Origin of the sequence: Mycobacterium sp. IS-1264 (assembly GCF_001954195.1) — a bacterium.
Classification (GTDB): domain Bacteria; phylum Actinomycetota; class Actinomycetes; order Mycobacteriales; family Mycobacteriaceae; genus Mycobacterium.
Genome location: NZ_MBES01000045.1, coordinates 1 through 18,359, shown reverse-complemented (window position 1 = coordinate 18,359; position 18,359 = coordinate 1). Strand labels below are relative to the sequence as shown.

At 67.2% G+C, this 18,359-nt stretch carries 18 protein-coding genes; 9 read left to right on the top strand and 9 right to left on the bottom strand.

Going from position 1 to position 18,359, the window contains the following annotated elements:
- Positions 1 to 57 precede the first annotated feature (57 nt).
- Positions 58 to 534: a nuclear transport factor 2 family protein gene (locus A5744_RS24620; protein WP_076059904.1), complete on the top strand. Its 477-nt coding sequence runs from the start codon at positions 58 to 60 to the stop codon at positions 532 to 534.
- A gap of 33 nt (positions 535 to 567) precedes the next feature.
- Here A5744_RS24620 and A5744_RS07980 read toward each other — a convergent pair whose 3' ends face one another.
- The 3 genes from A5744_RS07980 to A5744_RS07970 form a co-directional block, all read right to left on the bottom strand.
- Entirely contained in the window at positions 568 to 945 is a 378-nt protein-coding gene (locus A5744_RS07980; protein WP_076059902.1) for a DUF5073 family protein, read from the bottom strand.
- Positions 945 to 1,727 carry a heavy metal-binding domain-containing protein gene (locus tag A5744_RS07975; protein WP_076059900.1) on the bottom strand — a complete coding sequence of 261 codons (783 nt, stop codon included), beginning with the start codon at positions 1,725 to 1,727 and terminating at the stop codon, positions 945 to 947. The genes A5744_RS07980 and A5744_RS07975 overlap by 1 nt, the downstream gene beginning before the upstream one ends.
- A gap of 93 nt (positions 1,728 to 1,820) precedes the next feature.
- Positions 1,821 to 3,206, bottom strand: a complete 1,386-nt coding sequence (locus tag A5744_RS07970; protein ID WP_076059898.1) for a wax ester/triacylglycerol synthase family O-acyltransferase — start codon at positions 3,204 to 3,206, stop codon at positions 1,821 to 1,823.
- A 362-nt stretch (positions 3,207 to 3,568) separates the two neighbouring features.
- On the opposite strand from A5744_RS07970, the gene A5744_RS07965 reads away from it, so the two are divergent.
- Together A5744_RS07965 and A5744_RS07960 are read left to right on the top strand one after the other, a co-directional pair.
- Positions 3,569 to 4,267: an ABC transporter ATP-binding protein gene (locus tag A5744_RS07965; RefSeq protein WP_076059959.1), complete on the top strand. Its 699-nt coding sequence runs from the start codon at positions 3,569 to 3,571 to the stop codon at positions 4,265 to 4,267.
- Complete coding sequence (locus A5744_RS07960) at positions 4,264 to 6,771, top strand: FtsX-like permease family protein (RefSeq protein ID WP_076059897.1); 2,508 nt, start codon at positions 4,264 to 4,266, stop codon at positions 6,769 to 6,771. The genes A5744_RS07965 and A5744_RS07960 overlap by 4 nt, the downstream gene beginning before the upstream one ends.
- Positions 6,772 to 6,801: 30 nt before the next feature.
- On the opposite strand, the gene A5744_RS07955 is transcribed toward A5744_RS07960, so the two are convergent.
- From A5744_RS07955 to A5744_RS07945, 3 genes are read right to left on the bottom strand one after another with little or no spacing between them, the layout of a single operon-like run.
- Positions 6,802 to 7,422 (bottom strand): class I SAM-dependent methyltransferase, encoded by a 621-nt coding sequence (locus A5744_RS07955; protein WP_076059895.1) that lies wholly within the window; start codon positions 7,420 to 7,422, stop codon positions 6,802 to 6,804.
- Positions 7,419 to 8,015: a DUF4389 domain-containing protein gene (locus A5744_RS07950; RefSeq protein WP_076059894.1), complete on the bottom strand. Its 597-nt coding sequence runs from the start codon at positions 8,013 to 8,015 to the stop codon at positions 7,419 to 7,421. Before A5744_RS07950 ends, A5744_RS07955 begins: the two co-directional genes overlap by 4 nt.
- Complete coding sequence (locus A5744_RS07945; RefSeq protein WP_076059892.1) at positions 8,003 to 9,265, bottom strand: NAD(P)/FAD-dependent oxidoreductase; 1,263 nt, start codon at positions 9,263 to 9,265, stop codon at positions 8,003 to 8,005. Before A5744_RS07945 ends, A5744_RS07950 begins: the two co-directional genes overlap by 13 nt.
- Here A5744_RS07945 and A5744_RS07940 point away from each other — a divergent pair.
- On the top strand, positions 9,230 to 10,153 hold the full coding sequence (locus A5744_RS07940) for an antibiotic biosynthesis monooxygenase (RefSeq protein ID WP_076059890.1): 924 nt from the start codon (positions 9,230 to 9,232) through the stop codon (positions 10,151 to 10,153). The genes A5744_RS07945 and A5744_RS07940 overlap by 36 nt on opposite strands.
- Here the strand turns inward: A5744_RS07940 and A5744_RS07935 are convergent.
- Positions 10,150 to 11,028, bottom strand: a complete 879-nt coding sequence (locus A5744_RS07935; RefSeq protein ID WP_076059957.1) for an SDR family oxidoreductase — start codon at positions 11,026 to 11,028, stop codon at positions 10,150 to 10,152. The genes A5744_RS07940 and A5744_RS07935 overlap by 4 nt on opposite strands.
- Positions 11,029 to 11,461: 433 nt before the next feature.
- On the opposite strand from A5744_RS07935, the gene A5744_RS07930 reads away from it, so the two are divergent.
- Together A5744_RS07930 and A5744_RS07925 are read left to right on the top strand one after the other, a co-directional pair.
- Complete coding sequence (locus A5744_RS07930) at positions 11,462 to 12,268, top strand: SigB/SigF/SigG family RNA polymerase sigma factor (protein ID WP_076059889.1); 807 nt, start codon at positions 11,462 to 11,464, stop codon at positions 12,266 to 12,268.
- Between the two features lie 102 nt (positions 12,269 to 12,370).
- Complete coding sequence (locus A5744_RS07925) at positions 12,371 to 12,991, top strand: hypothetical protein (RefSeq protein WP_076059887.1); 621 nt, start codon at positions 12,371 to 12,373, stop codon at positions 12,989 to 12,991.
- A gap of 17 nt (positions 12,992 to 13,008) precedes the next feature.
- Here the strand turns inward: A5744_RS07925 and A5744_RS07920 are convergent, their stop codons facing one another.
- A complete protein-coding gene (locus A5744_RS07920) occupies positions 13,009 to 14,112 on the bottom strand; it encodes a sulfite oxidase (RefSeq protein ID WP_076059955.1) in 1,104 nt (367 codons plus the stop codon).
- A gap of 88 nt (positions 14,113 to 14,200) precedes the next feature.
- Here A5744_RS07920 and A5744_RS07915 point away from each other — a divergent pair, with 88 nt between their 5' ends.
- Positions 14,201 to 15,346 carry a serine hydrolase domain-containing protein gene (locus tag A5744_RS07915; RefSeq protein WP_076059885.1) on the top strand — a complete coding sequence of 382 codons (1,146 nt, stop codon included), beginning with the start codon at positions 14,201 to 14,203 and terminating at the stop codon, positions 15,344 to 15,346.
- Position 15,347: 1 nt separating this feature from the next.
- Here the strand turns inward: A5744_RS07915 and A5744_RS07910 are convergent, their stop codons facing one another.
- Positions 15,348 to 15,824, bottom strand: coding sequence for a nitroreductase family deazaflavin-dependent oxidoreductase (locus tag A5744_RS07910; protein WP_076059953.1), 477 nt, complete (start codon positions 15,822 to 15,824; stop codon positions 15,348 to 15,350).
- A gap of 49 nt (positions 15,825 to 15,873) precedes the next feature.
- Between A5744_RS07910 and A5744_RS07905 the strand changes: the two genes are divergently transcribed.
- Both A5744_RS07905 and A5744_RS07900 read left to right on the top strand, forming a co-directional pair.
- Positions 15,874 to 17,109 carry a Xaa-Pro peptidase family protein gene (locus A5744_RS07905; protein ID WP_076059883.1) on the top strand — a complete coding sequence of 412 codons (1,236 nt, stop codon included), beginning with the start codon at positions 15,874 to 15,876 and terminating at the stop codon, positions 17,107 to 17,109.
- Positions 17,099 to 18,226 (top strand): M24 family metallopeptidase, encoded by a 1,128-nt coding sequence (locus A5744_RS07900; RefSeq protein WP_076059881.1) that lies wholly within the window; start codon positions 17,099 to 17,101, stop codon positions 18,224 to 18,226. The genes A5744_RS07905 and A5744_RS07900 overlap by 11 nt, the downstream gene beginning before the upstream one ends.
- Positions 18,227 to 18,359: the final 133 nt, after the last annotated feature.

Here is an 18,359-nt window from a genome sequence, read left to right as displayed (position 1 = left end):
AGCGCACACTCGATAGAGGGCCGCTGTGACGGGCGGCGAGATCGAGGAGGTCGAACCGTGGACGATGGGCTGCGGTCGGTGGGAGACGTCGGCACCGCCGACTTCGACGTGGCGGATCGGTTGGCCATCATCAACCTGTTCGGCGCGTACGCCTACACCTATGACGAGAACCTCCTCGACGACTTCCGCGCGCTGTTCACCGAGTCGCCGCAACTCGTCCTGCAGCACGAGGGCAAAACGCTCTCGGGAGACGTCGACACGGTGATGAAGTTGCTCGCAGTCCGAAAAGAGGACTTCAAGGCCGAGAACAACCAGCGCCGGCACGCACTGAATTCGTTCTGGTTCTCCAGCCAGGGCGCGACCGAAGCGACCGGATACTGCTATGTCCAGGTGTTCGCGATCCGGGACGGCGGCCCGCCGACCCCCGACCTGTCGGGCTGCTACGAGTTCACCGCGGTCAAGGAGGACCGCATGTGGAAATTCAGCCGGTGGGTGCTGGCGATCGACCAGGCGGGCCCGCGCGACACGGCGTAGGCGCCGAAATGAGTTGCATCGCTTGACGATCCATCACCCGAAGCTCCCCGCCTCGAGCATTTCGAGGGCCGCGTCGATGTTGGGCATGATCGTCGGACCGTAGTTGCTCACCACCTGCCCGAGCGCGCGGGCGATGTGCGGGCCGACGGCGGCCGCGGCGAGGACCTCCTCGGCCAGCACGATGCCATTCACCACGTGGGCCGCGGCGAGCCGCCCGTCTGCGGTGAGCTCGTAGCGCCAGTCACCGATCTGGATGCGCTCGGGCTGCGAGCGGAAAAATCCCCGCCGTGCCGGGGTCAGGATCACTCCCGGCACACCACAGAACACCCTGACCACTAGCCCAACCCCCCCGGGACCGGCCAACGCGGTTCCGACGGCGCGGCTGACCCGGTCGTGGTCGAAGCCCGTCATCACTCGCTCATCGGCAACACGAACGACGGTGTGATGGTCTGGGGTTCGCCGTTGCGGCGCACGGCGGTTCCCGCAACATAGAACTCGACGGTGTGATGTCCCCAGGCATAGTTGGAGACGGCGAAATGCACGCCGACGATACCGTTGCCGCCGTCTCGCTCGGCCTCGCTCTGCATGCGTGACATCGCCAGTTCACGGGCCTGGTAGCTGCCCTGCGTCCACTGCGGCATCTCCGCGTTGCGGCCCACCTGCTTCAGCATCGTCAAAAACCCTTGCACGGCAACGTGGAACACGCAGTTGCCCATCACGAACGCAACCGGCGTATACCCGGAGCGCAGCAGCGTCGTCAGATCCTGTCCGGACAGGTGGCTGGTGAAGGCCTGCCCGTTGCCGCGTCGAAAGGCCCCCGGCTTGGCCGTGTAGCGCACGGCCGTACCGACGGCGATGAACTCGAGGTGTTCGCCCTCTTGATGACGCCATTCGAGCCGCACACCCACCACGCCGTCCGCACCCAGCGAATCGGCCTCGGCCTGCATCCGCGACATCGCGTTCCAGCGCGCGCGGTACGTCGCGTCGGTGAGCACGGGCAACTCCGATTGTTGCCTGATGCCGGTGAATTGGTAGCCGACGTGATAGACGGAGACGCCCATCACGAGTTCAATCGGCTCGAAACCCGCCCCATGCAGCAAGGCGAATTCATTGATCGACAGGTCAGATGTAAAGACCTTCCCGGCGTGCGACAGCCGTTCGCTGGCGACAGGGTCGAGCGGGTTCGGTTGCATTGGCAAATATCCTCCTGGGTCCCGCACAGCGTAGGACGCAGGAGGCTCACACACACCTCTAACCGGCGACTAACCGGCGACTAACCGGCGACATCAGCTATCTTCCGGTTGCCCTGCAGGGCATTCCAGCAACTCTTTGAGCGCATCGGGAAACGCGTCGGCGATACCCCACAGGTCCGGCACCAGGTCGGGGCAGGCGATGATGCCGATACCGAGTCCAGTGTTGAGCGACATGACGGTGATGTTGAGTCCGGCGAAGCCGAGGACCGGGCCGAGCGGATACATCGTGTCGACTTGGCAACCGAGGAAATACAACTGGGCCTGCGGTCCGGGCACATTCGACAGGATCAGGTTGTAGACGGGACTGTGCGGAATACGGGGCAGGATCCGCATGGCGGTCCCGAACATCGTCGGGCCGCCGAACTGAGTCCAGTCGTGCAGCAAGGTAGGACCCATCGCCGTGGTGTGGTCCTTTGCGGCGGCGTTTCCAGTGGCGATCGTGTGAATGCGCGTGGCGGGGTCGCTGATCTGGCTCTCCACGCGGCAGAACATCCATGTGGTGTGGTTGCGCCCGGGTCGGTCGGATTTGCCGTGCACCGACACCGGCACTGCGGCCACCAGCGGGGTGTCGGGCAGCTCGCCGCGCTCGAGCAGGAATCGCCGCAACACCCCCGCGCACAGGGCCACCACCACGTCGTTGATGGTCACCCCGAACCGCTCCTTGACCCTCTTGACGTCGCGCATGTCGAGCTGGGTGTAAGCGATGTTGCGAGTCGAACCGACCGGGCCATTGAACGGGGTCGGTGGGGCATTGAAGGGCGCGGCCATGGTGCGGCCTTCGCGCGCGCGCAGAGCCGTCTGTATCAGTGTTCGCATCGTTGCGGGGACCACAGTCGCCAGGCGCAACGGTCGCATCGCGAATCCCATCAGTCCGCTCGCGGCGATCTGCAGCGGATTGCCGCCACCGGCGCCCCGGACTGCCCTGGGTGCCGGCGCGTCGGGCTGCAGGCTGCAGAGTTGGGCGAGCAGGTTCGCGCCCCCAACCCCGTCGACGATGGCGTGATGAACCTTGAGCATCACCGTCACCGCGTCACTCCGTACGCCGCCCTCGAGCACCCACATCTCCCACAGCGGGCGATGGCGATCCAGCGGCAACCCGGCGATATACCCGCAGATCTCCGCCAGGTCGCGGCGGCCCCCAGGCCCGGGCACGTCGAGACGATGCAGGTGGCGCCTCAGTTGGAACTTCTCGTCGTCCACCCACACCGGGTGGTCCAGGTTCAGCTGGTTGTCGGCGAGCTTCATGCGGAATTCCGGTACGGCCCTCACGTGCTTCGCCAGTGCGGCGCGGTAACGGCGGTACGTATAGCCGCCGGGCATCGTCGACGTGTCCAGCTCCAAGATGCAACACACGTTTAGCGGCTGCGTCGGCGTTTCCATATAGAGGAAGAACGCGTCAAGCCCACTCAGTCGTTCCATACTCGCCTTCTCGACTATTGATGTCGAGAACCCCCGGTTCCCCAACAGAGTTTAAGTAGCAGAGATGTGGAGATCCACCGTCTGACAGGTCTTTTCGCGTTAAATCCCTATGAGCGCGATGCGATTTCGCGGATTCGGACACAACGACATCCCGGGCGCGCCCGCACCCAGTTGTTGACGGACGGACTTCCCCGAACGGCGAGGAACCTAAACATCAGAGCCTGGCCGACCCTCGCGCCCGCTGCCGCCGGCTGAACCGATCGGGGTTCGGACTCGTTATGTCGGATATCAGCGCCGTGCGGACTCGCGGGAGGATCATGTTCAGACGGGTCGACACCTGCGCCGGTCCCAAACACAAACTGCTGACCATCGATCTCCTGGACGTGGTGCGCGAGTACCGGATAGGCGGCCAAACCGTGCGCGCGCTCGACAAGATCAGCCTGCGGCTCGAGGGTGGGCAGTTCATCTCGATGGTCGGGCCGTCGGGGGCGGGCAAGAGCACATTGCTGCATCTGCTCGGCGCGTTGGACTCGCCGGACTCCGGTTCGATCGAATTCGACGGCGACGAGATCGGCCAACTTTCCGACGGGCAGCAGTCGGAGTTTCGCCATCATCGCGTGGGCTTCATATTCCAGTTCTTCAATCTGCTGCCAACCCTGTCGGCGTGGGAGAACGTGGCGGTGCCGAAGCTGCTCGACGGCGTCCGGCTGGGCAAGGCCAAACCGGAGGCGATGCGGCTGCTCGAACGAGTGGGGCTGGGCAACCGGACCCAGCACCGCCCCGCGGAGCTGTCCGGTGGCCAGATGCAGCGCGTCGCCGTGGCTCGCGCGCTGATGATGGACCCGCCGCTGATTCTCGCCGACGAACCGACCGGGAACCTCGATTCCACAACGGGGGCTTCGATTTTGACGCTGCTGCGCGACGTGGCGCACGAACCCGGCCGTGGCCGGATGGTGGTGATGGTGACGCACAATCCGGAGGCCGCCGAAGCGACGGATCGGATGATCATGCTGCAGGACGGCCGCGTCGTCTCACACGACCGCTCGGCGGTCCTGGTGTGAGACCGGCCCGGGCAATCGGTGCCGCGGCGAGCCGGCTGCGCGTGTTCAGCCTGCGTGAACTCGCCGTGCATCGGCGGCGCACGCTGGCGTCGATCGCCGTAATGGCGGTATCCGCAATGTATCTGGTCGCCGTGTTCGGCATCTTCGGCTCGATCACCGGATCGGTCAACCGCCTCGCCGACGGCATCGCCGGCATCGCTTCGCTCGAGGTGTCGGGCATCACCGACGCGGGTTTTCCCGACACGATAGCCGCCGACGTGGCCGGCGTACCCGGCGTGGCGATTGCGGCGCCGATGATTCGCACGTCGGCGTCCACATCGTCGGGACCGGTTCTGCTGTTCGGCGCCGACGACCGTGTCGCGGCGTTGGGCGGCGCCCTAAAAGACGCCTTGAAGGGCGGCGGGGCTGCGCAGCCGGCCGGGCCGGCGAACGGAGTCCGCATCGGACCGGGCGTGGGTCACGCCAAAGACGAGACCTTTCAACTCGGCTCCGGTTCGGTCACGGTGACCGAGGTGCTCACGGGCAAGCAGGTTGCGGCCCTCAACGGCGGACACTACGTTCTCGCCCCACTTGCGTTGGCGCAGAACATAACCGGGCGTCAGGGGCAGCTCGATTCGATCCTGATCACCGTCAATCCCGGCGCGGACCTAGCCCAGGTTCGCGCCGCGGTCAGCGCCGCGGTGAACGGAAGAGCCATCGTCGCCGATCCGAGTATGAGGGCGACCCGGGCCGGCGACGGTGTCAAGCTGATGAACTACATGGCGCTGATGGGCGCGATGGTCGCGCTGATGGTCGGTGCGTTTCTGATCTACACCACGATGACCATGGCGATCACGCAGCGCCGGCCGGTCATCTCGATGCTGCGCGCCATCGGCGGCCGCCGCACGATCATCGTTCGGGACATGCTCGCCGAGGCGGCGCTGCTGGGAACGATCGGCGGTGCCATCGGGTCTGGCATCGGAATACTGATGGGACGCATCGCGATTGGCCGTTTGCCGCCGGCCATGACCCAGGGGCTCGAAGCGCGTGTCGAGTACTGGCTGCCCGGCTACGCGATACCGGCCGCCGTCGTGGCCACCGCGCTCACCAGTGTGATCGCGTCGGCGATGGCCGCGCGGCAGGTGTACAAGGTGGCACCGATCGAGGCGCTGGCGCCCGCCGGGGTTTCCGCGGCGGACCGCGTGCCCCGCTGGCTGCGGATCACGACCGGGATAATGGCCGTCGCCGTCTTCGCGGTGGCGCTTTTCGTGGTCATTACCCAACGGGGCGTCGCGGCTTTTGTTGCGATGTCCGCGGTGTTCTCGGCCGAGGTCGCGCTCGGTTTCGCGCTGACCGTACCCATCGTCAACGCGACGGCCGCGACCGCGCGCATCTTCGGCTCCGTCGGGGCGTTGGCGGCGGCGACCATCGAGCGCGCACCGCGACGGGTATGGGCGACGGTGATGACCGTGCTGATCGCGGTGGTCACCACCGTCGCGATTACCGGCACGAACAACGACATGATCCGATCTGCGCGAAGCATCTTCGCCCCGGTCGCCGGCGTCCCCGTCTGGGTGAGCGCAAATCCTCCCGACAGCTTCCCCACCGATCCGCTGCCGCAAGGGATTTCCGAGAAGGTGGCCGCGGTGCCGGGCGTCGGCCGCGTCATCGAAGGCGCGTTCGGTTTCGCGGAAGTCGGGGGCGCCCGGGTGATGCTGGACGGCTTCTCCCCCGGATCCGCCGACCCGCTGTATCGCGCGCTTGACGAGGGGGTGCGCAACCGGCTGCTGGACGGCCGGGGCGTGGTGCTGTCACAGAACCTGGGCAAGGTTCTGCACGTCCGGGTCGGCGATCAACTACGGATGCAGACGCCGCACGGGGTGCAGCAGGCAACCGTGCTGGCGCTCGTGCCCTACTTCTCGACGGTCATCGGCACCGTCGGGATGGGCCTCGATCAGATGCGCGCCTGGTTCGACCGCCCGGTGACGACGACATTGCAGATCGCCGCCGCGCCAGGCGTGGATCCGCACCGACTGCTGGCCGACGTCCGCCGCGTGGTGCCCGCGCCGACCTATGTCTATGACGGCCGCGCCGAGCTCGCCGGCCTGGAGGCACCGATGCATCAGAGCATGTTCATCGCCAACGCCGTGTGGATCATCGTCGTCCTCGTGGCCGCGGTGGCGCTGCTGAACACGCTGACGCTGTCGGTGCTCGAACGGCGCCGCGAAATCGGCGTGTTGCGTGCGATGGGCGCCAGCCGCCGATTCACCCTGCAGATGGTGCTGGTCGAGGCGACGGGCATCGGCGTTGTCGGCGGCGCCTTGGGCCTGGCGTTCGGGTGTGCGGACCAATGGCTGTTCAGCCTCGTCAGCGGCGACATGATGAATTTTCAGGTCGCCTTCAGGCCCAGCCCGACGGCGCTTGCCTTCACCCTCGGGACGGTGGCGATCAGCCTGCTCGGCTCGGCGCCGCCCGCGCGGCGCGCCGCGCGACTCAACATCATCGAAGCGGTAGGCGTCGAGTAGCGGGCTAGTCCACCCGGCTAGTCCACCCGGCTAGTCCACCATGGTGGCGAATCCCTGCAGATGCGGTTTGCACGGGAACGGCACCGGAGTCAAGACGGCGCGCAGTCCCGCGATGTCGAACCCGGCCGCGGCAATCGCCTCGCCGGTCCGGCGATTCGGCTTGCACCCCCCGGCCGCCCAGGACCATGGCGTCGCGATCAGGTCCTGCAAGCGGCCCGTGGCGCCGTCCCCGCGGACGTGCTCGAGGACGACCAACCTGCCGCCCGGCACCAGCACCCGCCGGATCTCGCGCAGTGTCGCGGCCACATCGTCCACCGAGCACAGCACCAGCCCGAGGTGAACCGAGTCAAAACTGTTGTCCGCGAACGGGATCGACTCGCCGGCCCCGTCGACGATGTCGGCGGCAATGCCGCGGCGAGCGGCGAGCCGCGACGCCATTCGCCGGAACGCGGCCACCGGCTCCACCGCCGCGACCGAGGTCACCGCGGGCGGCAGAAACTTCAGATCGGCCCCGGGCCCCAGTCCGACCAACAGCAGCCGGCCTGCCGCGTGTGCGAGCGCGCCTCGACGATATCGGTTGTAGAAGAGCCGGTCGAAGATTGGCTGACCAAACCGATATACGTAGGGGAACAACGGATTAGCGCGCGTTATCGGCTACCTAGATCCATTCGGAACGGCGGATACTCGTCGCTCATCAACGAAACATACACCGCCACCCGGTAGCGCCACCGAACGATGCCCATCAGGAGATCGAACATTCCGGACGGGATCGTCCCGGTGCACAAGAGCGTAACGGCGGCGATGACGGTGAGCACCTGCAGCAGGGGTTCCATCGCCCAGCACAGCAGTATCTGCGGGAGCGCCAGCAGCCACGATTTGACCAGGACCGCCCATCGAGTCAGCCGCTGCGGATAGTTGACTTCGAGGTCGCCCGGATAGTCCGGCCGGGACTTCAGGGTGAAGGGCGGGTATTTGTCGGTGCTGTTCATCGGGAACCGGTAATTCATGACGCGCCACGACCAGCGCAGCACTCCCACGTTGAAGTCGAAGATGGGCCGCGGATACCGCCCGGTGCACAAGATCGCCACGCCGGCCACGAGGGTGAGCGGCGGATACACCAGGTACAGAACGATCAATATGGGGTAGTGCGGGACGGCCAGCACGCACCACTTGACGAGCCAGAGCCAGCGCGAAGGTGCGTCGTAATCGCCCCGAACGGTGAGGGGCTCGGTCACGGAGGGCATGCCGCGACGGGGGTCGGGTCGCCAAGGCGGCGATCGATTTCCGCGGATATTCGGCGGTGACTGGTCAAGCGCAAAAAGGTCGTCAGGGTCCAGGTATGCAACCGGTCGGATATCAAGGTCGCCGGTCGCAGCACGGACTCGCCGTGGGCCACCTGCAGCGACGCCACGCGGGATACGGCCCTGACCCGGCGCCGCCTGGTGCGCTCGTACCAGCGCAACGCCCCGGACAGCTCGCCAGTGCCGCCGTTCGCCCGGAAATCCGACAGCGCCTTGCACAACACCATGGTGTCGAGCAGAGCCTGATTGGTCCCCTGAGCGAGCGTAGGCGGCATGGTGTGCGCGGCGTCGCCGAGCAACGTCACCGCACCGGCGTGCAGCGGTCGGGGAATCGGATGCTGAAAATGCGGGTACGGCGAGCCGGCCAGATGTTCGTCGGTCAACTTCGCCAGCACCAGATCGACCGCGTCGGACCAGCCGGTGAAGTTGGAGCGGATCACCTCGACCGGACGGTGTGGCCGCACGAAGCCGTCGGACCACGGCAGATCGAACCACCACTGCACCGCGGAGCCGCCCGCCGGCCACACGCCGGTGTTCCCGCGGTCGCCGATCACGATGAGCGCGAGGCCATTGTCGGGTAGCTCCGGAGCGGTGACGAGTCCCTGCCAGCTGCACCACCCGGTCGGCCGCGCCGCTTCCGCTCCAACCACGTCGCGAACCATCGAATGCAGGCCGTCGGCTCCGATCAACAAGTCGCCCTCGACCGCGGAGCCGTCCTCGAATTCGACCCGCACACCGGTGGAGGTGGTGGCGATCCCCACCGCGCGGGAGCCGCATCGAATGCGATGGGTCGGGAAGCCGGCCAACAGCCTTTCCAGGAGGACCTGGCGTGGCACCATCCGGACGGGCGCGCCCAGCCGTTTCACCATCGTGGTCACGTCGAGGTTGGCGATGCGGTGCCCGCGTGAGGTCAGGACCTGCACGCCGGACAGCAGCTGACCGGCGCCGTCCATGTCGACGCCGAGCTGCCGTAGCACGGTCTCGCCGTTGGACCAGATGGTCACGGCGCCGCCCCCCGCCCGTGTGTCGGTGCGCTGGTCGAAAACCGTGACGTCGTGGCCGTCGCGCAGCAATCCCCTGGCGACCGAGATCCCGCTGACACCCGCGCCGACGACAAGAACCCGAAGCGGGCGTCTCGGTGGTGGTAGACAGCTCGTATGTCTGCTGGGGCCTCCGCGATCACGATCTTCCATCCGCCCTCCAACCCCGAGCGGTTCAGCGGGTGGGTAGCCGCGTACGAAGCGTGCGCCCGTCACTCCCTTGGATACGTAAGCGCGCGCGAATCGGTTCAAGGAAGCCGGCTCGATTGGGCCGTCGAGGTCACGTTCGACCGTGCGGATCGGCTCGACGCATGGCTGGACGGCCCTGAACGCCAAGCGGTACTCAGCGACGGCGAAGCCCAGGGCTACTGGCGCTGCGACTCCGACTTGATCCTTGTCGAGGGTGAGCCACCGCCGGGTAACGTCGGTATCTTTCTGCACAGCGTGGCCGCCGGAAGCGAATCCGAATTCACTGCCGCGCAGGGTGATCTGACTCGCAGCAGCTCCGTCTTTCCCGGATACCAAGGCACCGCGGTCTTTCCGGCGGATTCCGCGGGGCAGTGGATGTCGGTGCTGCGGTTCCGTACAGCTCAGCAGCTGGCGGCGTGGGTCGGCTCGCGGGAACGTCAGGAAGCCCTGCCCCGCCTGCGGGGGAAACTGACCAGAGACTTCGCCGAGCTTCCGCACAACGCCCCATTCGGCTCCACGATCCGAATTGACCAGGGGCACACCAGGATTACGCCGGGGTGGAAGACCGCGATGCTGGTGCTGCTGTGCCTCTACCCGACCGTCATGGTGCTCTCCACGTGGCTGTCGCCGGCGCTCAGCCGACTGGGCGTCGGGCAGTCGCTGTCGGTGTTCGTCGGCAATGTGATCAGCATCGCGTTGCTGCAGTGGGTGCTCGTCCCGGCCGTTTCGCGGCCCTTCCGGCGCTGGCTGGACCCCATCGACGGGGCGTCGGGGCGGATCAGCCTGGCCGGTGCGACGGTGATCGCCATCGCTTACGGGGCGCTACTCGTGGCCTTCCCGCTGATCGCTTAGTCGCCGCCGATCATCTTGCGCAGCTGCGCAATCGACCACGGTTCGGCTTCGTGATGGTCGCGATAACCCAACACGCGCGGCGCCGGGCGGTCGAACTGGCCGACGAAACCGCCTGCGGCAACGAAAATCTGGCCCGTCACATCCCGGGCCAGGTCGCTGGCGAGGTAGGCGTAGAGCGGGGCCACAAACGCCGGCGCAGCGGCGTCCAGCGACGCTTGCATGGTCATCTCGTCGAGCAACCCGCGCCGGTGCAGGTCCTCGATGTGCGCCTCGTAATCGGCGCCGGTCGATAACCGCGTCCTCGCGCCGGGGCACACCACGTTGGCCCGCACGCCGTGGGCTTTGAGTTCCGCGGCGATGGCCATGGTCAGCGCGTTGACGGCGCCCTTGCCCGCCGGGTAGCCGGTGCCGCCGTAGTCACCTAAGAAGGCCACCGAGCTGGTGTTGACGATCGTCCCGTGCCCCTGGGCCGCCATGACACGCGCCGCGATCCGACAGGTGTGAAACGCCGTGCCGAGGTGGGCGGTGATCAGGCGATCGAATTCGTCGGGCGCGATGGTCAGGATCGAGGAACCGGTCGGCTCGGCGATGCCGGCGCAGTTGATCAGGATGTCGAGTCGCCCGAACGTCTGCATGCATGCGTCGACGAGGGCGGCGGCAATGCGCTCGTCGTCCGCGGCTCCGACCACCGGCGCGGCCCGTCCTTCCGATGCGGTGATCGCCGCGACGGTCTCCCGCACCGCGTCGCCGTCGCGCCCGTTGACCACCACGCCGGCGCCGAGGTTGCCGAGCAGTTCGGCGACGGCGCGCCCGATACCGCGGCTGCCGCCGGAGACCACCGCGCCACGCCCGGTCAATAGGCCGCGATCACTCATGGCACCCATTCCACACTCAGCTCAAAGGATGCGTTCCGTCGCGCACCGTTGTGGGTGCTTACCGCATGATTTACGCGCGCGCAAGATCTACTTGTTTTCAAGATCGACCCCGGTGCCCGATCGCCGGTTCATGCCATGAGAGGTACTATCAAAGGCGACGTCCGTTCTGGACATGTCGCCGTTTAGCTCAAAGCGGCCAATCAGCACACACGGCTGCTGGGCTTGCGTGGCTACGGCGACAGCGTTTACGCCACCTCTCCCGCAGTATCGGGTGCGCTTGTTGACAACCGACCCGTCATTGAAACGGGTGTAGTGGTGGACGACTGCGCGCACAGTCTAGCGGCGCACGCTCAGAGGGAGTGTGTGCGGTGCAAACCTGTCCGCGCGTCTGCGTCTTCACTACTAGCTGAGTCTGCAGGAGGCGGTTCAGCAGATGATCGACGTAATTGCTCCACCCCGCCCTAACCGATCGGCCACCACACAATCCGACGATTCATACGACGACGTCGTCGGCATGTTCCTGGATCTGCGCGAGCTACCCGCCGAATCGCACGAATATCGGCAGCAGCGCGAACGCATCGTTGCCCGATGCCTACCCCTGGCCGACCACGTCGCCCGGCACTTCGGGCGCCGCGGCGAAAGCCTCGACGACCTGACCCAGGTGGCACGCCTGGGGCTGATGAACGCCATCAACCGGTTCGACCCGGCCAAGGGACCGAGCTTCATCGGCTTCGCGATCCCCACCATGATGGGTGAGGTCCGGCGCTATTTCCGCGACTACAGCTGGGGCATGCGCGTACCGCGCCGGCTGCGCGAGCTCCACATCCAGATCAGCAGAACGACGGCCGATCTGGTCCAAACGCTCGGGCGAGCGCCCACCGCCTCCGAGCTGTCGCACGCGCTGGGAGTCCCCCGCGAGGAGGTCATCGAATGCCTCGTTGCCGGGGACGCTTACCAGCTGGAGTCCCTGGACGCCCCAGTGGGTGACGGCTCGGGCAAGCCGCGTCTGGTGGCCGACGCGATCGGCGCTATCGACCCCCAGATCGACCACATCACCAACCGGGAGGCCGTGCGCGAGCTGGTGTCCGCCCTGCCGCAGCGTGAACGCGAGGTTTTGCACATGCGGTTCTTCGAATCGATGACCCAAAGCCAGATCGCGGAGCGAATCGGCGTCTCACAAATGCAGGTTTCGCGCATCCTGGCCAACACCCTGCGATCCCTGCGGGATCGGCTGGAGTAACGGGCTCACCGGGCCCCTGCTCGACGCGCGCACTGTACTGTGCGTTTCGGGCGGACGAAGTCGAGTGCGTCGCCCCAGGCAACCCGGAAGGAGCATGGTGCGATGAGGATTTCCCGGACGGTGGTCGCGGCCGTAGCCGCGGCAACCGCGCTGACGGTGTCGGTGGCCGGATGCGGCGGCAACAAGACGTCGTCGCCCACGTCGACCACGAAGTCGGGGTCGGCCACGTCCGCCACCTCGGCAAGCAGCTCGGCGCCGGCTTCGTCGGCGCCCAGCGACTACACCGGGCTGCTGATCCAGGCGACCGATATCAACGCGCCGGTGCAGTTCAACGGCAGCCCGCCGGTGAGCAACCCGAACGGTCAACCCGGGGTCGCCACGACGTTCAGCACCCAAGACAACAGCCACGTCATCAAGGACACCATCCAGGTGCTGAGCGACCCCGCCGCGGCTACCGATGCGCTGAACGCGGCGAAGCCGGGCCTGGCCGCCAACATCAAAGACCCGCAGACGGGGACCGTCAACGTCGGGACCGGCGCAACCACGCTGTCGGGGAACGCCCCGGACAAGTCGAAGGGCGTGTTGATCCTGCTGTTCACCGAGGGCAAGGCGTTCGTCACGCTCGAGTTCTATGGGCCGACCGACTCATTGCCGCCCGACGACTTCGTCAACGATGTCGCCCAGAAGCAGGACGCGGCCGTCAAGAAGGGGCTGGGCGGCTAAGCCGGGGTCGCCGTCCGTCACGCGACACGCACGGGGACTACGGCCCAGGCATTGTTGCCGTATCCCCGCGGATTCCACAGCGACGCCACCGATTCCGGTTGCAACGCACCGGTGTCGTCCCAGGCGCGCGCGGCGATGCACAACGGCCCCGGTTCGACGTCGACGCGCAGCGACCACGGCCGCCACGACCATTTGCTGGGCGCCGGGTGCAGGTCGGCCTGCCGCCACGTGAGCCCGTTGTCGACCGATACGTCGACGCGCTCGACGCTGCGGCCGTCGCCGGCGATCCCGTAGCCGCGGATGGTCAGCTCACCCGCCGGTACCTGGTCGCCGTCGGTGGGCTCGAGGATGTCGCAGTTGAGCGCGAGCGACGACAGCGGAATGCCCTCACCCGGCCCGACGGTGTCCGCGTCGGTCTCCGGCGGAAGGATGCGGTAATCGTGGGCCTGGAAGTAGTTGTCGGACGGGCCGGATTGCACCCGGATGCCGGTGACCCATTTGACGCTGCGCGCGCCGACATACCCGGGCACCACAACGCGAACCGGGCCGCCGTGGGCGCGCGGGAGCGGTTCGGAGTTCATCTGAAACGCCAGCAGCACTTCCCCTGACAGCGCTTTGCTCAGCGGGATCGAGCTGCCGTAGCACTGAACGGGTCGGGCCTCCTCGGCGCTGTCCGGCGCTTCGAACGCGACGTGCAGGCCGTCGTCATCGTGGTATCGCGCGGCCGCGAGGACGTCCGCCAGGCGCACCCCGCCCCACCGCGCGGTTGAGATCGCGCCGTGCGCCCACGGGTCTTTGCCCGGGATCGGTCGCACCCGCAGCATCTCGGCACGCCGATTGCCGGCGCATGCGAGCGTCGCCACCACGCTGTGCCGGTCGAACTCCGTCGTGAGCCGGTCGTAGGTCAGGGTGAGCGGCTCGTCCACGCACCCGTCCACCCTGAGTCGCCATTGCCGCGGCGAGATGTCGGGGATCGGGCCGTGGTTGCGCGCGTAGAACGCGTCGATCGGAGTGATGTCGCTGCGCGCCAACACCGCGGCCGGCGGCTCGGCGTTGTACGGCAGACGACCGCGCACGATCATGTCGTCGCGCTTGCCCCACAGCGCAGCGGACTCCGTCATGACGACCATTGTCGCCCGGACGGGGCAAGCCTGCGCTGGATTAACTTCGCCGCGATCTGAAGGCCGCAAGCGGGCTACGGTAGCAGCCATGGACGCGATTCACGGACAATGCGACGAGCGCTTCGACAAAGTCCGGGTCGCTCTGGCCGAGAACATCGTCTCCGGTGAGGAGGTCGGCGCGTGCATCGCCGTGGACATCGACGGCGAACCCGTCGTCGACATCTGGGGCGGCTTCACCGACGCCGCGCGGACAACCGCCTGGACCGAGGACACGATCGTCAACGTGTGGTCCTCCACGAAGACCGTCACCAGCCTGGCCGCCCTGATGCTCATCGACCGCGGCCTGGTCGATCCCGCGGCACCGGTCTGCGCCTACTGGCCGGAGTTCGCCGCAAATGGCAAGCAGGACATCGAGATTCGTCACATCCTGTCGCACACGTCCGGGGTGTCCGGCTGGGACCTACCGTTTACCACCGAGGACATGTACGACTGGGACAAGTCGACCGCGGCCCTCGCCCGGCAAGCGCCCTGGTGGGAACCGGGCACGGCGTCCGGATACCACGCGCACAATCAAGGCCACCTCATCGGCGAGGTGATCCGGCGTGTCACCGGGAGCACGCTCAAGGAATTCGTCCGTGACGAGATCGCCCGCCCGCTTGGTGCCGACTTCCAGATCGGCGCCGTGCCTGCCGATTACGACCGCATCGCCGAGGTCATCGCGCCGCCTCCCCTCGAGCTGCCGCTCGACCTGCTGCCCGAAGAGAGCCCGATGCGCAAGACGTTCAGCGGTCCGCCGCCCAACGCCGACGCCGCGAACACACCGGCATGGCGCGACGCCGACATGGGCGCCCTCAACGGCCACGGGAATGCGCGTTCCCTGGCCGCCATCCTGTCGGTGATCTCGTTGGGAGGCACCGTTCGTGGCGTGCAACTCCTGCGGCCGGAGACCATCGAGATGATCTTCGACGAGCAGGCCAACGGGACCGACCTCGTCATACCGGCGGCGCTGCGCTGGGGCCTCGGATACGGACTGGCCGGGACGGAGGCCCTCCCGTACGTTCCGGACGAGAAGATCTGCTTCTGGGGCGGATGGGGTGGCTCGATGGTGTTGATGTGGCCCGATCGGCGTGCCACCGTCGCCTACGTCATGAACAAGATGGGGCCCGGAATCCTCGGTTCGGAGCGCACCGCGACCTACGCCACCGGGATCTTCGACGCGCTCGCCGCGGCCTGAATCACGGCGCCGGCGTGAGGAGAAACAGCCTGAACTGACGCGGCTCGGCGTGGTCCTGCGCGATTTGATAGTTGGGCCAGTGCGCGACGACCGTGGCCCAGGCCCTATCGCGTTCGAGGCCGGTGAGTAAACGCACCTTCGCGACGAACCGATGGCCGCTGCGGCGCACGATGACACGTTCTGTCGCTTTGAGATTCGCCGACCACGACGGGTGGCGCTCGCGGCCCCAGTTGGACCCGACCAGCACCATCCCGTCCCCGTCGGGGACGTATTGGACCGTCGCTGTGCGGGCAAGGCCCGTTTTGCGGCCGGAGGTCGTGATCTGCACGTTGGGCAGCCCGGCAAGGTCCAGCACCCCGAACCGCCCATTGCTGGCGAAGCGCAGCAGGGATTCGAGCGCCTCGGCGATGGCCCGTCCCGGCAAGAACAGCCGCCGGTACGCCGCTGGATTTCGCGCCACCCGCTGCAGCGGATTCACGCGCTTCACCTTATTACCCGGCGGTCCGGCCTGCGTATCCTGTTGACCGATGGCAAACTCTCTCGCCGCCCGCGGCTCGGTCATCGACATTCCTGATGAGCCGGACTGGGACCGCTTGCGCGCGGAGACCGGCGCGCGGCTGCGGTCGGCGATGGCCGACCATCGGATCGACGCGCTGATCCTCTTGATGAACGGCTACGTCACGTATGCGACGGGTGTCAGCTGGCCGCTTTTGGATGCGGGCCTCTCGCACGTGGAGCGCCCGGTGGCGGTCGTGCTGGCCGATGACGAGCATCCGCATTTTTTCATGCCTTTCCGCAGCGGTGCGTCCGCGGAATCACCGGTGCCCGACGACCACCTTCACGGCCCGGCCTATCTCGAATTCGACTACGGCGTAGAGCATTTCGCCGCCGAGTTGGCCGAGCTGGTCCCCGCGGGGGCGCGCATCGCGGTCGACGAGCTGACCGGCGCAATGCGCCGCGCGGCTCGAAAGCTCTTCCCGGCGGGCGAGCCCATGGATGCGGCGATCGTGGTCGGTGCGGCGCAGTTGGTCAAGACGCGGGATGAGCTTTCCTGTCTGCGCAGGGCCTCCCGCATCACCGAAGAAGCGATCGTGGATGTGCAGCGCGCGTTGGCGCCGGGCGTACGGCAGACGGAGCTGTCCGCCACGCTGGTGCGGCGCGCATTCGAGCTGGGCGCCACCACCAACATGCTGGACGCGATCTGGCAGGTGATGCCGAGTTCGCGGGACGCGGGAGTATGGACGACCCACGGCGATCTCGCGCTGCCGCTGCTGCCCACCGATCGTGAACTGACCGCCGGCGATGTGCTGTGGACCGACATCAGCATCACCTACGCCGGGTATTGCTCGGACTTCGGCCGCACCTGGGTCGTCGGCGAGCAACCCACGCAACGGCAACAAGATCAATTCCGGCAGTGGCGAGACATCCTGGACGCCGTGCTCGCGGTGACCAAAGCCGGTGCGACGTCGGGCGATCTCGCGCGGGCGGCGATCGCCGCCAACGGCGGCCGCAAGCCGTGGCTGCCGCACTTCTACCTCGGCCACGGCATCGGCACCTACCCCGCCGAAACCCCGATGATCGGAACGGATCTCGGTGCGGAGTTCGACGACAACTTCGTCTTTCCGCCGGGCATGGTGCTGGTTTTGGAGCCGGTGGTGTGGGAGGACGGGACCGGCGGCTACCGCAGTGAAGAGATCGTGGTGATCAACGAAGACGGCTTCACGCCGATCACCGACTACCCCTACTCCCCTTATGGCGACTGAAGTTTCGGCCGACGCGCTGGCCTTGCGGACCGGTCGCCGGGAGCGGGCGCTGGCCCAGATGGACGCCCACGACCTCGACATCTTGGTCCTCGGCCGGCAAGCCAATATTCGTTACGTCACCGGAGCCCCGCAGCTGTGGATCGCCGGGACGCGACCGTTCGGACCGATGTGTGTGGTGGTGCGCGCGACTGGGGACATCTACCTGAACAGCACCGACGACGAAGGGGTCCCCGAAGAGATCGGCCACGACCACCTGTACGGGCTGGCCTGGAACCCGATGACGCTCATCGACGTCCTGAAGAAGATCGACGGCGCCGAAGCGGCGCGCCGGGTCGGAACCGATGCGCTCACACCGACTTTCGCGGCCTTGCTGCCCGACGCGTTTCCGCATGCCGAGATCGTCGACGCCGAGCTCGCGATGCGCGCGGCGCGCCGCATCAAGACGACCGATGAAGTCGCGGCGATCGGCGAGGCGCTTCGCGTCGCCCAGGCCGGACTCGCCGCTGCCGTCGGCGAATTGCGGCCGGGGGTGTCCGAGCGGACGTTGACCGGGGCGTTGCTGGAGGCCATGGCCGCGGGCGGGGTGAGCACGCCGGCCACCCAGGACGGCGCCTGGGTGACCTCGCGGGAACACCCGTGGCGGCGCGCCCGGCACACCGAGGTACGCTCCGACGACCTTGTCGCCTTCGCGGCCGGCGCCCTGGCGGGCGGTTATGTCGCCGAGGTTGGCCGGACCCGCCCCGCCGGCGGCACCGACGACGGACCGGTCCGCGACCTCTTCGATCGGTCAAAGACGCTGTACGACACCATGATTGCCGCGTGCCGTCCCGGCGCGTCGACTCACGAGCTGCTCGCCGCCTATGCGGCGGCCGGTGAGCCGGTGCCGCCGATGCCCGTCGCACACGGGCTGGGGTTGGGATTCGACGCGCCGGTGGTATCCGAGACGCTTTGGGCCGCGGGCGAACACGATCAACTCGATGCCGGGATGGTGCTGGCGATCACCGGCTACGTGTGGCAGGAGGGCGTCGGGGCGGTCTTTCGCAGAGACACCGTCGCCATCACTGACGACGGCGCCGATGTAATGAGCACGGCCGGGCCGTGGCCCGACGGGAGCTAGACGCCACCCTTTTGTAATCACTTGTGTCACTTTGGTTTCTGTGGTCACAAGCCAGCGATTTCTGTCGGTGGGTGGTCCTAGTTTGGCGGTATGAGTTCGGGCGGGGTTGTCGATCGTGAGGCGCTGGCGGCGG

Bases quoted from the DNA above. Each gene is read 5' to 3' on its own strand.
- A5744_RS07905 (WP_076059883.1), top strand. From the start codon at position 15,874: ATGGCAAACTCTCTCGCCGCCCGCGGCTCGGTCATCGACATTCCTGAT.
- A5744_RS07940 (WP_076059890.1), top strand. From the start codon at position 9,230: ATGTCTGCTGGGGCCTCCGCGATCACGATCTTCCATCCGCCCTCCAAC.
- A5744_RS07900 (WP_076059881.1), top strand. From the start codon at position 17,099: ATGGCGACTGAAGTTTCGGCCGACGCGCTGGCCTTGCGGACCGGTCGC.
- A5744_RS07935 (WP_076059957.1), bottom strand. From the start codon at position 11,028: ATGAGTGATCGCGGCCTATTGACCGGGCGTGGCGCGGTGGTCTCCGGC.
- A5744_RS07970 (WP_076059898.1), bottom strand. From the start codon at position 3,206: ATGGAACGACTGAGTGGGCTTGACGCGTTCTTCCTCTATATGGAAACG.
- A5744_RS07980 (WP_076059902.1), bottom strand. From the start codon at position 945: ATGACGGGCTTCGACCACGACCGGGTCAGCCGCGCCGTCGGAACCGCG.
- A5744_RS07945 (WP_076059892.1), bottom strand. From the start codon at position 9,265: ATGGAAGATCGTGATCGCGGAGGCCCCAGCAGACATACGAGCTGTCTA.
- A5744_RS07915 (WP_076059885.1), top strand. From the start codon at position 14,201: ATGGACGCGATTCACGGACAATGCGACGAGCGCTTCGACAAAGTCCGG.
- A5744_RS07925 (WP_076059887.1), top strand. From the start codon at position 12,371: ATGAGGATTTCCCGGACGGTGGTCGCGGCCGTAGCCGCGGCAACCGCG.
- A5744_RS07950 (WP_076059894.1), bottom strand. From the start codon at position 8,015: ATGCCCTCCGTGACCGAGCCCCTCACCGTTCGGGGCGATTACGACGCA.
- A5744_RS07920 (WP_076059955.1), bottom strand. From the start codon at position 14,112: ATGACGGAGTCCGCTGCGCTGTGGGGCAAGCGCGACGACATGATCGTG.
- A5744_RS07975 (WP_076059900.1), bottom strand. From the start codon at position 1,727: ATGCAACCGAACCCGCTCGACCCTGTCGCCAGCGAACGGCTGTCGCAC.
- A5744_RS07930 (WP_076059889.1), top strand. From the start codon at position 11,462: ATGATCGACGTAATTGCTCCACCCCGCCCTAACCGATCGGCCACCACA.